General features: G+C 71.6%; 12 protein-coding genes. 3 read left to right on the top strand and 9 right to left on the bottom strand.

All coding sequences use genetic code 11. The annotated features are described in order from the left end of the window. Window positions 1-324: 324 nt before the first annotated feature. Entirely contained in the window at window positions 325-1332 is a 1008-nt protein-coding gene (locus ACGFT2_RS28640) for a stage II sporulation protein M (protein WP_393283471.1), read from the bottom strand. A 143-nt stretch (window positions 1333-1475) separates the two neighbouring features. On the opposite strand from ACGFT2_RS28640, the gene ACGFT2_RS28635 reads away from it, so the two are divergent. Further along, window positions 1476-2438, top strand: coding sequence for an RDD family protein (locus tag ACGFT2_RS28635; protein WP_393283470.1), 963 nt, complete (start codon window positions 1476-1478; stop codon window positions 2436-2438). Between the two features lie 114 nt (window positions 2439-2552). Here the strand turns inward: ACGFT2_RS28635 and ACGFT2_RS28630 are convergent, their stop codons facing one another. Both ACGFT2_RS28630 and ahcY read right to left on the bottom strand, forming a co-directional pair. Continuing rightward, window positions 2553-3167: a hypothetical protein gene (locus ACGFT2_RS28630; protein WP_393283468.1), complete on the bottom strand. Its 615-nt coding sequence runs from the start codon at window positions 3165-3167 to the stop codon at window positions 2553-2555. Between the two features lie 149 nt (window positions 3168-3316). Next, window positions 3317-4774, bottom strand: a complete 1458-nt coding sequence (gene ahcY, locus ACGFT2_RS28625) for an adenosylhomocysteinase (protein WP_393283466.1) — start codon at window positions 4772-4774, stop codon at window positions 3317-3319. A 480-nt stretch (window positions 4775-5254) separates the two neighbouring features. Here ahcY and ACGFT2_RS28620 point away from each other — a divergent pair, with 480 nt between their 5' ends. Continuing rightward, a complete protein-coding gene (locus tag ACGFT2_RS28620) occupies window positions 5255-7420 on the top strand; it encodes a fructose-specific PTS transporter subunit EIIC (protein ID WP_393283464.1) in 2166 nt (721 codons plus the stop codon). Between the two features lie 200 nt (window positions 7421-7620). On the opposite strand, the gene ACGFT2_RS28615 is transcribed toward ACGFT2_RS28620, so the two are convergent. From ACGFT2_RS28615 to ACGFT2_RS28590, 6 genes are all read right to left on the bottom strand, one after another. Next, a complete protein-coding gene (locus ACGFT2_RS28615) occupies window positions 7621-8601 on the bottom strand; it encodes a cation diffusion facilitator family transporter (RefSeq protein WP_393283462.1) in 981 nt (326 codons plus the stop codon). A gap of 148 nt (window positions 8602-8749) precedes the next feature. Next, window positions 8750-9901, bottom strand: coding sequence for a mannose-6-phosphate isomerase, class I (gene manA / locus ACGFT2_RS28610; RefSeq protein ID WP_393283459.1), 1152 nt, complete (start codon window positions 9899-9901; stop codon window positions 8750-8752). Between the two features lie 74 nt (window positions 9902-9975). Continuing rightward, entirely contained in the window at window positions 9976-11103 is a 1128-nt protein-coding gene (locus ACGFT2_RS28605) for an SIS domain-containing protein (protein WP_393283458.1), read from the bottom strand. Between the two features lie 123 nt (window positions 11104-11226). After that, on the bottom strand, window positions 11227-11397 hold the full coding sequence (locus tag ACGFT2_RS28600; protein ID WP_216725222.1) for a Trm112 family protein: 171 nt from the start codon (window positions 11395-11397) through the stop codon (window positions 11227-11229). A 122-nt stretch (window positions 11398-11519) separates the two neighbouring features. Continuing rightward, complete coding sequence (locus ACGFT2_RS28595; protein ID WP_393283454.1) at window positions 11520-12884, bottom strand: phosphomannomutase/phosphoglucomutase; 1365 nt, start codon at window positions 12882-12884, stop codon at window positions 11520-11522. 150 nt (window positions 12885-13034) lie between these two features. Continuing rightward, window positions 13035-13409, bottom strand: a complete 375-nt coding sequence (locus ACGFT2_RS28590) for a DUF3499 domain-containing protein (RefSeq protein WP_393283452.1) — start codon at window positions 13407-13409, stop codon at window positions 13035-13037. Between the two features lie 400 nt (window positions 13410-13809). On the opposite strand from ACGFT2_RS28590, the gene ACGFT2_RS28585 reads away from it, so the two are divergent. After that, window positions 13810-14196 carry a metallopeptidase family protein gene (locus ACGFT2_RS28585; protein ID WP_393283449.1) on the top strand — a complete coding sequence of 129 codons (387 nt, stop codon included), beginning with the start codon at window positions 13810-13812 and terminating at the stop codon, window positions 14194-14196. Window positions 14197-14204 lie beyond the last annotated feature (8 nt).

Here is a 14204-nt window from a genome sequence, read left to right as displayed (position 1 = left end):
TCGGTGTTTCCGACTCTATCAGATCTTTCCGATCCGATTTCCTCGGTGCTTTCCAGGTTCTCGCTTTCGCGTTTCCCTTTCCGGCGGTTCCGACTTTATCAGAAGTTCTTGGCCGGTCTGACCGGCCACTCATTTCCGATTTATCGGGAGGAGGCTTCTTCGGAATGTCTGAGACGACTCTCCGGAAGCGAAGTCGAGTCTAGCTGCTACCTCTGAACTTGTCCAGTCCAAGGCAACTGTTTGAATCTACCTCCCCGCGCCTTCCGTGTCAACGGCTTTTGCGGGCGAGGAGGAGACTAGCAGCTCACAGGGGCCGGATGCACATCAGGCGGCGGTGGGCACGGAGGCGCTGCGCTCCCCCGCTCCGAGATCGCCGGCCTCGCCGGCGCGTGCCGCGCGGCCGCCCAGTACGAAGACGTACGCCAGGAATGCCAGTTCGGCCGCGATCCCTATACCGATGCGTGCCCAGGTGGGCAGACCGGACGGGGTGACGAAGCCTTCTATGGCACCGGAGACGAACAGCACCAGCGCGAGGCCGATGGCCATGGCGATCGCCGATCGTCCCTCCTCCGCGAGTGCCGTGCGTCTGGTGCGCGGTCCGGGGTCGATCAGCGTCCAGCCCAGGCGCAGGCCCGTGCCGGCGGCGACGAAGACCGCCGTCAGTTCGAGCAGGCCGTGCGGAAGGACGAGGCCCAGGAAGGTGTCGAGGCGACCGGCAGAGGACATGAGGCCGAAGCCGACGCCCAGGTTCAGCATGTTCTCGAAGAGGATGAAGAGGACCGGCAGCCCCAGGAAGACTCCCAGCACCAGGCACATCGCGGCTGCCTGGGCGTTGTTCGTCCACACCTGCGCGGCGAAGGCGCTCGCCGGGTGGCTGGAGTAGTAGGTCTCGTACTCGCCGCCGGGGCGGGTCAGGTCCCGCAGCCGGCTGGGGGCCGCGATGGACGACTGTATGTCCGGGTGGGCGCCGATCCACCAGCCCAGGAGGATCGCGACCGCGGTGGAGACGAGCGCGGTGGGGACCCACCAGTGGCGTGCGCGGTAGACGGCGGCCGGGAAGCCGCGGCCGAGGAAACGGGTGACGTCACGCCAGGAAGCGCGACGGGTTCCGGTGACGGCGTTGCGCGCGCGTGCCACGAGCTGGCTGAGCCGCCCGGTCAGCTGTGGGTCCGGGGCGCTCGACCGGATGAGCGAGAGATGTGTGGCGGTGCGCTGATAGAGGACGACGAGTTCGTCGGCTTCCGCTCCGCCGAGACGGCGCCGGCGCCGGAGCAGGGCGTCGAGACGGTCCCATTCGGCGCGGTGTACGGAGACGAAGACGTCCAGGTCCATCGGGTCTGCCTGCTCCTCGGCCGGTCGTCGGCCGCTTGTCGTGGATGCACGGATCTGCTGTCAGCTTGTCGTACTGCGGCGCGATGCGCCCACAGCTTGGCAGACTTGCGGTCCACGGGGTTGACCAGGGAAGGACGGCAGGCGTGAGTGAGCTGGTGACCGGCGAGGCGGTGGCACTCGAGCTGCGGCCCGCCAAGCTGCCCAGCAGGGCGTTGGCGGTGGCGCTCGACCTGGCGGTGGCGCTGGTCGCCTACATCCTGGTGACCGTGGTGCTGGTGGCGACGACCGCTTCTCTGGACGACGCCGCACAGGTGGCGCTGTCGATCGCGGCGTTCCTGCTCGTGCTGGTCGGCGGACCGATCGCGGTGGAGACCCTGAGCCATGGGCGATCGCTGGGGAAGCTGGCGTTCGGGCTGCGGGTGGTGCGGGACGACGGTGGGCCCATCCGGTTCCGGCACGCGCTGGTGCGGGGCGCCATCGGTGTCGTGGAGATCCTCATGACGTTCGGGGTCGTGGCCTGTATCGCCTCACTGGTGTCGGAGCGCGGCCGGCGGCTCGGGGACGTCTTCGCGGGGACCCTGGTCGTGCGCGAGCGGATACCCGTGGGGCGGGCGGGATTCGTACCGCCTCCGCCGCCGTGGCTGGCGGGCCGGTTCACGGGGCTGGATCTGTCGGCGGTCCCGGACGGACTGTGGCTCGCTGTCCGGCAGTATCTGAGCCGGATGCAGCAGCTGGATCCGCAGGTCTCCCTCGGTATGGCGCAGCGGCTCGCGGACGACCTCGCGGCGCGTACCGGGGCGCCTGTGCCTCCGGGGACTCCGCCGGCCGCTTTCCTGGCGGCCGTGGTGCACGAGCGGCAGTCCCGGGACGCCAGGCAGGCGTACGGCACCGGTGCCTTCGCCCCGGGCCCGTACGGCACCGGTGCCTTCGCGCCGCCTGGCGCCCACCCCGGTGCACCGGCCCCGTACGGGCCTTCGGCGGGCGCCCGGTCGCAGGGTTCCGTTCAGCCCGGTCAGGCGCAGGACCCGATGCGGCAGCCGCCGGCGCCGCCGCGGGACGAGCCGCCCGCCGGCCGCCCGGCCACCGGGTTCGCCCCGCCTGCCTAGACCCCGCCGGCCCGGGCAGCGTTGGCTCGGCTCACGCGTGTGCTTGGTCCACGCGTGTGCTCGGTCCACGTGAAGACTCGGTTGCTGGCGTGCGGCGACTCACCGCGCCGGCGTTCAGCCGAGTCGCGACGGCGGTGACCGGAGGTCTTCCAGCTCGATCCCGGGCGCGGCCAGGACGACGTCGCCGGCGATGTGGACGGAGTGCCGTTCGCCGGTGTCCAGGGCTGTGACCTGGTACTCGTCCACGGAAAGAGGGCCGTTGTCAGTGGCGTGTGCTTCGCTGTTCACCAGTGCCCAGGACTGATCCACGGTACGGGGGGCGAGTACCGGATCCGTGAAGCAGACCAGGCGCACACGGGTCGCGGCGGCGGAGGGGGTGAGGCGCAGCAGACGGGCGGTGGCCACGAGGAACGCGGGGGACGTGCCGGTGAAGGCGTGGGCGCGCACAGTGCCTTCGGTGGCATGGGTTCCGGTGGGATCGGTGCGGACCCAGGTCACGCCGTCGAGGGCGGCGCCGCGCACCTGCCAGCCTCCCGCGTGGAGTTCGAGACGGATGGGCCGGCCGAGATCGTCCAGGGCCAGGTCGACCGAGCCCCGGTGATCGCCCGTGGGCGAGGTCAGCTGGGAGACGTAGCGCCAGCCGGACGGGCCGGGGGCGCACTGGAAGTGTTCTTCCCCGAGGGGGGTGTGATCGTGCGGATCGTGAAGCGAATAGCGGCCGCGGGGCATGGGGGTCCTGGGTCTTGACGGGCTGGTCGGGCCACAGCGGCCAAAGGGGCAGGCCCCCGGCACGGGGGTGCGGGGGCCTGCCTCGGAGGTACTGCCGCTGAGGAGTGCGCCGGCGCACCGGCGCACTCGCCACGGCTGTGCCGGGCCGCTCAGTAGCGGTAGTGGTCCGGCTTGTACGGGCCTTCGACCTCTACGCCGATGTAGGCGGCCTGCTCCGGGCGGAGCGTGGTGAGCTTGACGCCCAGCGCGTCCAGGTGGAGGCGGGCGACCTTCTCGTCGAGGTGCTTGGGCAGGGTGTAGACGCCGATCGGGTACGCGTCGGGCTTGGTGAACAGCTCGATCTGGGCCAGTGTCTGGTCCGCGAAGGAGTTGGACATCACGAACGACGGGTGGCCGGTGGCGTTGCCCAGGTTCAGCAGGCGGCCCTCCGACAGCACGATGATGACCTTGCCGTCGGGGAACTTCCAGGTGTGGACCTGCGGCTTGACCTCGTCCTTGACGATGCCCGGGATCTTGGCGAGGCCGGCCATGTCGATCTCGTTGTCGAAGTGACCGATGTTGCCCACGATCGCCTGGTGCTTCATCTTGGCCATGTCCGAGGCCATGATGATGTCCTTGTTGCCGGTCGTGGTGATGAAGATGTCGGCGATGTCCACGACGTCGTCCAGGGTGCTGACCTGGTAACCGTCCATCGCCGCCTGCAGAGCGCAGATCGGGTCGATCTCGGTGATGATCACGCGGGCGCCCTGGCCGCGCAGGGACTCGGCGCAGCCCTTGCCGACGTCGCCGTAGCCGCAGACGACGGCGGTCTTGCCGCCGATCAGCACGTCGGTGGCGCGGTTGATGCCGTCGATCAGGGAGTGGCGGCAGCCGTACTTGTTGTCGAACTTCGACTTGGTGACGGCGTCGTTGACGTTGATCGCCGGGAAGAGGAGGACGCCGTCGCGCTGCATCTCGTACAGGCGGTGGACGCCGGTGGTGGTCTCCTCGGTCACGCCGCGGATCTCGGAGGCCAGCTGGGTCCACTTCTGCGAGCCGTCCGTGATGGTGCGGTGCAGCAGCTGGAGGATGACGCGGTGCTCGTCGGACTCGGCGGTCTCCAGGCCGGGGACCTTGCCGTCCTTCTCGTACTCGACGCCCTTGTGGACGAGGAGAGTGGCGTCACCGCCGTCGTCCAGGATCATGTTCGGGCCGCCGGTGGGGGTGTTCGGCCAGGTCAGCGCCTGCTCCGTGCACCACCAGTACTCCTCCAGGGTCTCGCCCTTCCAGGCGAAGACCGGAATGCCCTGCGGGTTGTCGGGCGTGCCGTTCGGGCCGACGGCGATGGCGGCGGCCGCGTGGTCCTGGGTGGAGAAGATGTTGCAGGAGGCCCAGCGGACCTCGGCGCCCAGGGCGACCAGGGTCTCGATGAGGACGGCGGTCTGCACCGTCATGTGCAGGGATCCGGTGACGCGGGCGCCGGCCAGCGGCTGCGCCTCGGCGTACTCCCTGCGGATCGCCATCAGGCCGGGCATCTCGTGCTCGGCGAGGGTGATCTCCTTGCGGCCGAACTCGGCCAGGGAGAGGTCGGCGACCTTGAAGTCCTGTCGGTTGTCGACAGTCGTCATTGCGAGCTGCTCCTCGGGGTGTGGGTCGAGGTGGGTACGGCTGGTCTGCGCGGCGGCGGACACAGGGGTGCCCCAAGGAGGACACGGACATGCCCGCGTACGCGCAGCGCAGTCCGTCGGAGGCCCTCTCTCCCTCGGCCGGTCCAGCGTGGGACCGCCCGACCGCCATCAGCAGCGACGTCTGGCTCCGTCCCAAGCTACACGCAGAAGCCGATCGTCCCCAGTCCGCCTCCGCATGGTTCGAGCGGTACGGAAGGCGGCTTCGAGGTGGGGCGCGGGGGCGGGGGCGGGTGCCGTCGGTTGTGCGGAAACCGTGGAACCGGGGCGGGCCCGCGGTCGACAGACCCGGACGAAATGGGATTTCTACGCCTTCGGGCCAGTGGTGGCGTGGTGCAGGATGCAGGGGGACCGGGCATTCCGGTTCCTCTGGCGGGGCGTCCGGGACGGCGTCGCGCGTGACGAAGGCGTGAGGAGATCCACGTGACCAGTCCGGCAGGCCTTCCCACCACGGGTGGCCGCGACGACGAGGGCCGGCGGGTGAAGCTGCTGGCGGTGACCGCGTGCCCGACCGGTATCGCGCACACCTACATGGCGGCGGAGAAACTCGCCCAGGCCGCCGCGAGCCGCGGCATCGACATGAAGGTGGAGACCCAGGGATCCATCGGGGCCGAGAACGTACTCGATGACAACGATGTCAGAGAGGCGGACGGGATCATCGTCGCCGCCGACAAGGACGTCGACCTGAGCCGTTTCGCGGGCAAGCGTGTGCTGGTGGCCGGGGTCGCCGAGGGGATCCGCCACCCCGAGCAGCTGATCGAGCGGGTCCGGACGGCGCCGCATCACGGGGCCGGCGGGGCCGCCGGCGCTGCGGTCACCGCTCGCGCGGGCGGTGGCAAGGAGCGGGGCCCGGTGTACAAGGCACTGATGAACGGCGTCTCGTACATGATCCCGTTCGTGGTCGTCGGCGGTCTGCTGATCGCGGTCTCGCTGGCACTGGGCGGACACGCGACGGCCAAGGGCTACGTGATACCGGAGGGCACGTTCTGGGCCCACGTCAACGCCGTCGGCGGCATCGGCTTCCAGCTGATGATCCCGATCCTGTCGGGCTACATCGCGTACGCCATCGCCGACCGGCCCGCGCTGGTGCCGGGCATGATCGGCGGCTGGATCGCCAACACGGGGGCGCTGTACGACTCCAAAGCCGGCGCGGGCTTCATCGGGGCGATCGCCACCGGGTTCCTCGCCGGCTACCTGGTGCTCTGGATCAAAAAGGTCCGGGTGCCGAGGTTCGTGCAGCCGATCATGCCGATCATCGTGATCCCGATCGTGGCGACCACGGCGCTCGGGCTGTTCGTCATCTACGTCATCGGTAAGCCGATCTCCTGGGTTTTCGAGCATCTGACCAGCCGGCTCGGCGGAATGACGGGCACCAGCGCGATCCTGCTCGGGGCGCTACTCGGCCTGATGATCGCGTTCGACATGGGCGGGCCCGTCAACAAGACGGCGTTCCTGTTCGGGGCGGGGCTCATAGCGAGCGGCAACCAGACGGTGATGGGCATGTGCGCGGCCGCGATCCCGGTGATGCCGCTCGGACAGGGCCTGGCCACGCTGATCCGCCGGCGGCTCTATACGGAGCAGGAGCGGGAGACGGGGCTGGCGGCGCTGTTCATGGGCTGCTTCGGTATTTCCGAGGGTGCGATTCCGTTCGCTGCGGCTCGTCCGGCGCAGGTCATCCCCGCGAACATGCTCGGCGGCGCGGTGGCCGGCGCGGTCGCGGGGCTGGCCGGGGTGAAGGACGCGGTTCCGCACGGCGGGCCGATCGTGGCGGTGCTCGGTGCGGTGAGCGGGGTGCCGATGTTCTTCGTCGCCGTGCTGACCGGCACGGTGGCCACGGCGCTGGCGACGGTGGCCCTGATCGACCTCGGCACGCGCGGTCGGCGCCCGGCTGCCGCTGCGGGTGTGACCGCCGTGGGGGCTCCCGTGCTGACCGGTGCGGGGGCCGTCGCGCGCCCCGACGCGCCCTCCGTCACGGATCCCGGCACCGCCGCCGTCGCGGATCCCGGTGTGAGCGCCGTGGTGGGATCCGGTGTGAGCGCCGTGGTGGAGACCGGTGCCGTGCAGGGGAGCGGGTCCGGCGCCGGGGCCCGGCCGGGCCCCGGGACGGTCGTGACCGCGGAGGAGGACGGGCCAGAGGTGTTGTCCGGGTATCTCACCGAGCGGACCGTGCAGGTCGCTCTCGGGGCCGGGGAGAAGGGGGCCGCTATCCGGGAGATGGCCGAACTGCTGGTGCGCGGCGGCCGGGTCGCCGATGTGGAGGAGCTGGTGGCGACGGCACTGCGGCGCGAGGCGCAGGGGACCACCGGGCTCGGTGAGGAGATCGCGATCCCGCACGCCAAGACGGACGCGGTGACGGCGCCGGTCGTCGGCTTCGCGCGGTCCGCCGAGGGCGTCGAGTGGGGTTCGCCGGACGGTACGAAGGCCCGGCTGGTGTTCATGATCGCCGTACCCGGGGCCGCCGCGGGCGATGAGCATCTTCGGATCCTCGCGCTGCTGTCGCGCAAGCTGATGGACGCCGGGTTCCGGGAGCGGCTGCTGACGGCACCGGACGAGCGGGCCGTGCTCGGCGTGCTCGGCGAGGTCGGATGACCTGCCTCTGGTGCCGCCCGCTCCCCGGGCTGTCCGGCCGACCCCGGTGAGGGCTCGTACGGGACGGAACCCGCGCTTCTCGGCTCGGTGCCCGGCCGCGTGAGGTCAGGGGCCCGGCCAGGCGAGCTCAGGGCTCGGTGCACGGCCGGGTAGGGCTCAGTGCACGGCCGGGTAGGGCTCAGTGCACGGCCGGGTAGGGCTCAGTGCACGGCCGGGTGGGGGTTCGGGCCGCCCGGGGTCGCTTCCGGGTCCGGGCCCTTGGCGGCCTCGGCCTCGCTGTAGATGTCCGGCTCCAGGTAGATGACCCGGGCGATGGGGACGGCCGTGCGGATGCGGGTCTCGGCGGCGTCGATGGCCCTGGCCACCTGGCCGGCCGTGTCGTCGTGCCGTACGGCGATCTTGGCGGCGACCAGCAGCTCCTCCGGGCCGAGGTGCAGCGTGCGCATGTGGATGACGGCGGTGACCGTCTCGCCGTCGACGATCGCGGCCTCGATCTTCCTGACGTCCTCGATGCCGGCGGCCTCGCCCAGCAGCAGCGACTTGGTCTCGGCGGCCAGGACCAGGGCGATGAGGACGAGGAGGACGCCGATGCAGACGGTGCCGATGCCGTCCCAGACGCCGTCTCCGGTCAGCAGGGTGAGGCCGACTCCGCCGAGGGCGAGGACCAGACCGATGAGCGCGCCGAAGTCCTCCAGGAGGACCACCGGCAGCTCAGGGGCCTTGGCGCGGCGGATGAACTGCGACCAGGACAGTGTGCCGCGCAGTTCGTTCGACTCCTTGATGGCCGTGCGGAAGGAGAAGCCCTCGGCGATGATCGCGAAGACGAGGACGCCGACCGGCCAGTACCAGTGCTCCAGTTCGTGCGGGTGGCTGACCTTCTCGTAGCCCTCGTAGATGGCGAACATGCCGCCGACGGAGAAGAGCACGATCGAGACGAGGAAGGCGTAGATGTAGCGCTCGCGGCCGTAGCCGAACGGGTGCTGCGGGGTGGCCTCTTGCTGGGCCTTCTTGCCGCCGACGAGCAGCAGGAACTGGTTGCCGGAGTCGGCGAGCGAGTGGACGCCCTCGGCGAGCATCGACGAGGAGCCGCTGAACGCGAACGCCACGAACTTCGCCGCCGCGATCGCGAGGTTGGCGCCGAGTGCCGCCACGATCGCCCTGGTACCGCCTGACGCGCTCATGTTTCCGCGTTGTCCCTTCGCCTCTGGCGACAGTCGCCCTCGTCCGTCCACGCCGTCCAGGCGTGTACCCGGCTTTGCCCGGCCTTTGCCGGTGGGTCATTCTTGCAGCCCGGCCGGGCACCGGTCCGTCAGGTGTCCACAACCCCGGTCATACGATCACGGTGGCCCGGAAGACAGTGCCCGCGCCCGAGATCTCCGCCTTCTCACCCGCCGGGACGAACACCGACCGGCCAGGGCTCAGCTCGTGGTCGCCGGCTCGGACCGAACCAGCCGTGCACAGCAGGATCTGCGGGGTGTCACGGGTGACGTCGTGGGCGCTGCCGGCCTCGGGCAGGGTGAACCGGGAGAGCCGGAACTCGTCGATCGGCGTCTCGTAGACCTCCTCGCCGTCCGCGGTGGCCTCGGGCCGCAGCACGCCCGGGTCGGCCGACTCGAAGCGGACGATACGCAGGAGTTCGGGGACGTCGACGTGTTTCGGGGTCAGGCCGCAGCGCAGGACGTTGTCGGAGTTGGCCATGATCTCGACGCCGAGGCCGCTGAGGTAGGCGTGCGGGATGCCGGCGCCGAGGAACAGGGCCTCGCCGGGCTGCAGTCGGACGTGGTTGAGCAGCACGGCTGCGATGACGCCCGGGTCGCCCGGGTAGTGGTGGGCGATGTCGGCGTAGGGGGCGTAGTCGCCGCCGAGCCGGGAGCAGGCGGCGGCGGTTTCGGCCACCGTGTGGGCCATGTCCTGCGGGTCGGCGCTGAGGATCGCGGTGAGGACCTCGCGCAGGGCCGCTTCCTCGGGGTGGGCGTGCAGGAGGTCGACGTACGGCTTGAGGGAGTCGACGCCCAGGCCGTCGAGGAGGCCGGCAGCCTGGAGCGGGTCGCGGAAGCCGCACAGGCCGTCGAACTCGGTGAGCGCGCAGATCAGTTCGGGCTTGTGGTTGGCGTCCCGGTAGTTGCGGTGCGGGGCGTCGGCCGGGATGCCGCGCAGTTCCTCGTCGGCGTACCCCTCCTTGGCCTGCTCCAGGTTCGGGTGCACCTGGAGGGAGAGGGGCGCGCCGGCGGCGAGGATCTTGAGCAGGAACGGCAGGCGGGGACCGAACCTGGCCACCGCGCGGGCGCCGAGCTCCCGCTCCGGGTCGGCGTCGATGACCTCGACGAGCGTGCCGCGCGCGCTGCGCGAGGGGGCGCCGGGGTGGGCCCCCATCCACATCTCCGCCTGGGGTTCGCCGGTCGGCTCGACGCCGAGGAGGTGCGGGATGGCTGTGGGGGAACCCCAGGCGTAGGGGCGGATGGTGTTGTCGAGGCGGTCCATGTGTCTTCTCTGTCCGTCGTACGTACGCTGCTCGGCCGGCGGCGGGACCGGTCGTCGTCCGGCCCGGAGCAAGGTCAGGCCCTCGAAGCGAGCGCCAGGTAAACGGCGGCGAAATCCGTGACGGCGATCAGTTCCGCGAGGGTCTCCAGTTCGCCGCCCGCCTCCGGTTCGAGTTCGCTGATCGGCGTGTCGTGGCCGAGGGCCGCGTCCCGGGCGGTGGGGGCGGCGCTGAGGCCGCTGAGCGGGCGGTCGCGGAGCAGCACCACGCGCGCGTGCAGCGCGGGAGCCTCGTCGACGCGGTCGCGGAAGAAGTCGTCCGGGTCGGCGCTGGCGGCGAGCGGACCGGCGAGCAGGGCGCTGTGCGCGGCGACCGCCTCGGGAAGTTCGGCGACGAGCGCGGGGCGGCCGGCGAGTTCGGCGAGGGCGGCGGCGAACCGGCGGCCCGCCGGGCCCGACGAGACGCCCTCCGTCCACAGCACGGGCAGCGCGTCGGCGAGTTCCGAGGCGAGGGTCTTGGCCGGGTTGCTGTAGGTCGCGATGGCGGGGCCGCAGCGCTCCGCGACGTGGTCCAGGCGGTCGGCGACCTTCTCCACGGCGTCCGGTGGTGCGCTGAGCAGGCCGATGCGGTCCAGGAGTGCCAGCAGCGGGGTCAGCAGGGCCCAGAAGACGCCCGGGGAGGACGCGGCGAGCGGTTCCTCATGGTCGTACGGTGCGGTCGCCATCGGTACGAACATGCCGTGCGCGCCGTCGACCGCCTCGGCGAGCGGGGTGGCGGCCGGTGCCACGGCGGCGACCGAGCAGCCGCGGCGGTAGGCCTGATCGGCGAGGAGGGAGAGGCTGGGTTCGCTGCCGTCCGGGGTGGCGATCAGCAGCAGGTCGAGGGAACCGGCCCAGCCCGGCAGTTCCCAGCGCAGGGCGCCCGCGGCCGGGGCGACGCCGACGGGGGCCAGCCGGACGACGGGGCTGCCGGCGCCGGCCAGGGTGCCGAGGAGGTCGGCGGTGTGGGTGGCGGCGGCGCCGGGGCCCGCGATCAGGACGGCGCGGGGCCGGCCGTCGGGCTTGAGGCCGCCGATCCCGGCCTCGGCGGCGTGCCGGGCGGCGGTACGGACGCGGGCGCCGGCCTCCGCCGCGCCGCGCAGCAGGCCTCGGCGGTCGGCCTCGGCGAGGGCCTCAGGGGTGTCGAGCAGCGATTCGTCCAGCATGGGGAGCGGCCTCTTCCGATTGCCGGGGTCCGGTGCGGGGGTGGAGCGCGAGGGGGCCTCGCCATTCGGGCGGCGGGCTCACCGTTCGAGGGGGCCGGTCCTCGCTGTTCGAGGTCGGTGGGCCTACCCGGGGCGGCGGGCCTCGTCCACGAGGAGGACCGGGATGCCGTCGCGGACGGGGTAGGCGAGGCCGCAGTCCTGGCCGGTGCAGATCAGCTCGGCGTCCTGTTCCTTCAGGGGGGCGTGGCAGGCCGGGCAGGCGAGGATCTCCAGGAGACCGGCTTCGAGCGGCATGGGGTGTCCCTTCAAGGCGGGTACGGCTCTGTGGATGTGCTGGTCAGCGTACCGCCGGTGAGGGGCACGCCGGGGGGTGTGGCCGGCGCGGGCGCCGTCCGGGAGTTTCCGGCCCGCGGTCGTCAGGCCCGGATGATGGCGAGGGCCTCGTCCCTGACCCTGGTCATCGTGGACTCGTCCTTCGCCTCCGCGTTCAGGCGGAGGAGCGGTTCGGTGTTGGAGGGGCGCACGTTGAACCACCAGTCGGCCGCGGCGACCGTGAGGCCGTCGAGGTCGTCGAGGGTGACGTCGGCGCGGTCCTGGTACGCGGTGCGGATCGCGGTGAGGCGGGCGCTCTGGTCGGCGACCGTGGAGTTGATCTCGCCGGAGCCCGTGTAGCGGTCGTACTGGGCGACGAGGGCGGAGAGGGGGCCCTCCTGGCCGCCGAGGGCGGCCAGGACGTGGAGGGCGGCCAGCATGCCCGTGTCGGCGTTCCAGAAGTCTTTGAAGTAGTAGTGGGCGGAGTGCTCGCCGCCGAAGATCGCGCCGGTTCGGGCCATTTCGGCCTTGATGAAGGAGTGGCCCACGCGGGTGCGGGCCGGGGTCCCGCCGTTCTCCCGCACGACCTCGGGGACCGTGCGGGAGGTGATGAGGTTGTGGATGATCGTGCCCTTGCCGCCGTTGCGCGCCAGTTCGCGCGCGGCGACCAGCGCGGTGACCGCGGACGGGGAGACCGGGTCGCCGTGCTGGTCCACGACGAAGCAGCGGTCGGCGTCGCCGTCGAAGGCAATGCCGAGGTCGGCGCCCTCCGCCGGGACCCGCTTCTGCAGGTCCACGAGGTTGGCCGGGTCGAGCGGGTTGGCCTCGTGGTTGGGGAAGGTGCCGTCCAGTTCGAAGTACATCGGGACGAGTGTCAGGGGGAGGCCGGCGAAGACCGTGGGGACCGTGTGGCCGCCCATGCCGTTGCCGGCGTCGACCACGACCTTCAGGGGGCGGATGGAGGTGAGGTCGACGAGGGACCGCAGATGCGCGGCGTAGTCCTCCAACGTCTCGCGGGCGGTGAGGGTTCCCGGTTCGGCGGCCGGCTCGGGAGCCCCCGACTCCAGCCACTTCTCGACCAGTTCGCGGATCTGCGCGAGACCGGTGTCCTGTCCGACCGGGGCGGCACCCGCACGGCACAGCTTGATCCCGTTGTACTGGGCCGGGTTGTGGGAGGCCGTGAACATCGCGCCGGGCAGGTCCAGCGCGCCCGAGGCGTAGTAGAGCTGGTCCGTGGAGCACAGGCCGATCTCGATGACGTCCACGCCGCGGTCCGCCGCGCCGCGCGCGAAGGCGCGGGACAGGCCGGGGGACGAGGGCCGCATGTCGTGGCCGACGACGATCGCCGCCGCACCCGTCACCTGCGCGAAGGCCGCACCGAAGAGTCCGGCCAGTGACTCGTCCCACTGGTCCGGGACCACTCCGCGTACGTCGTACGCCTTCACGATCTGCGACAGATCAGCAGTCACGGCCAACCCTCCTGAAGGTTCTATGGGTGCCCACAAACTACCCGCCGGAAGTGCGGGGGAGGTACGCGGACACCGGGTGGTGGACGACCCGTGGAACCGCGACCGTGACCGAGGGTGAGGTGGGGCGTGGGGTGGCGGCGCGCCGATGGCTCAGTTGTCCGGGGAGCGCAGGACCCGCAGATGGCCGCGGCGTGCGACCTCCATGGGGTCCGCGGTGCGGGCCCCGCCGCCCGCCTGGGCCGCCCGCTGCTGCGGACGGGCCGCTTCGCGCACGGCGTTGGCAAGCGCTTCCAGGTCGTCCCCGCTGGGCCGCGCGGGGGCGGAACCGTCGAGGAGGCGGACGACCTCCCAGCCGCGCGGGGCGGTGAGGCGCTCGGAGTGCTCGGCGCACAGGTCGTAGCAGTGGGGCTCGGCGTAGGTGGCGAGCGGGCCGAGGACCGCGGTCGAGTCGGCGTAGACGTACGTCAGCGTCGCGACGGCGGGTCGGCCGCAGGCGGTGCGCGAACAGCGACGTACAGGGCTCACGACGTTGGACGGTACCGCACTCTTGACCGGGCCGCGACGACTCTCCCCCAGGTCACTCCACCGTGTCGTCCTGTGAAACGCCCCACACGCCCCCGCCGACAGGCCACTCTGACCTGCACGGACGGGGACTTGAGCGGTCCGCGGCCTGACTGCATTCGGTCATGATTCGGCATAAACCCCATCAATAGCCTTGAGTTTGGCGGTCTTGGAGGGTTACGGGAACGAGCCAGACCTTGGCCGGAACGGTCATCCCGCGACAGGGGGCCGCCCGTGGCCGGTTGCCGCGTGGGGCCGGGCGGGCGGGGCCTGCGGGGACTAGGCTTCACCGGTGATGGACAACCGTGTACCGCCCCGTGCCGCCGGCCCCGGGCCCCGTCGCCGTGATCGCCACGGGCGGGGCATGCGGGGGCCGATCGCACCGCCTCAGGTGCCGCTGGCGGCCAGCCGTGCCGAGGTGTTCGCGGATCTGGTGCAGGACTCCGTGGAGCGTCTCGAGCGGCGGTGGCCGCAGCTGGCGGACATCGATTTCCTCGTGCTGGAGGTGCCCAGGCCGGAGGGCCGGGGCGAGCTGGCGGGCTGGGCGGACGACACCGTGCCGCTCGGCGGGATCATCCCCGCGCGTGACGGGCGGCGGGCGCGCGTGGTGGTGTACCGGCGGCCGGTGGAGATCCGCACCAAGGGGCGGGACGAGCGGGCCGCGCTGGTGCACGAGGTGGTCGTGGAGCAGGTGGCCGAGTTGCTGGGACTGACCCCGGAGACGGTGGATCCGCGGTACGGGGAGGACTAGGCGCGGGG

This window comes from Streptomyces sp. NPDC048514 (genome assembly GCF_043199955.1).
Lineage (GTDB): Bacteria > Actinomycetota > Actinomycetes > Streptomycetales > Streptomycetaceae > Streptomyces.
This window is presented reverse-complemented; position numbering and strand designations above follow the sequence as displayed.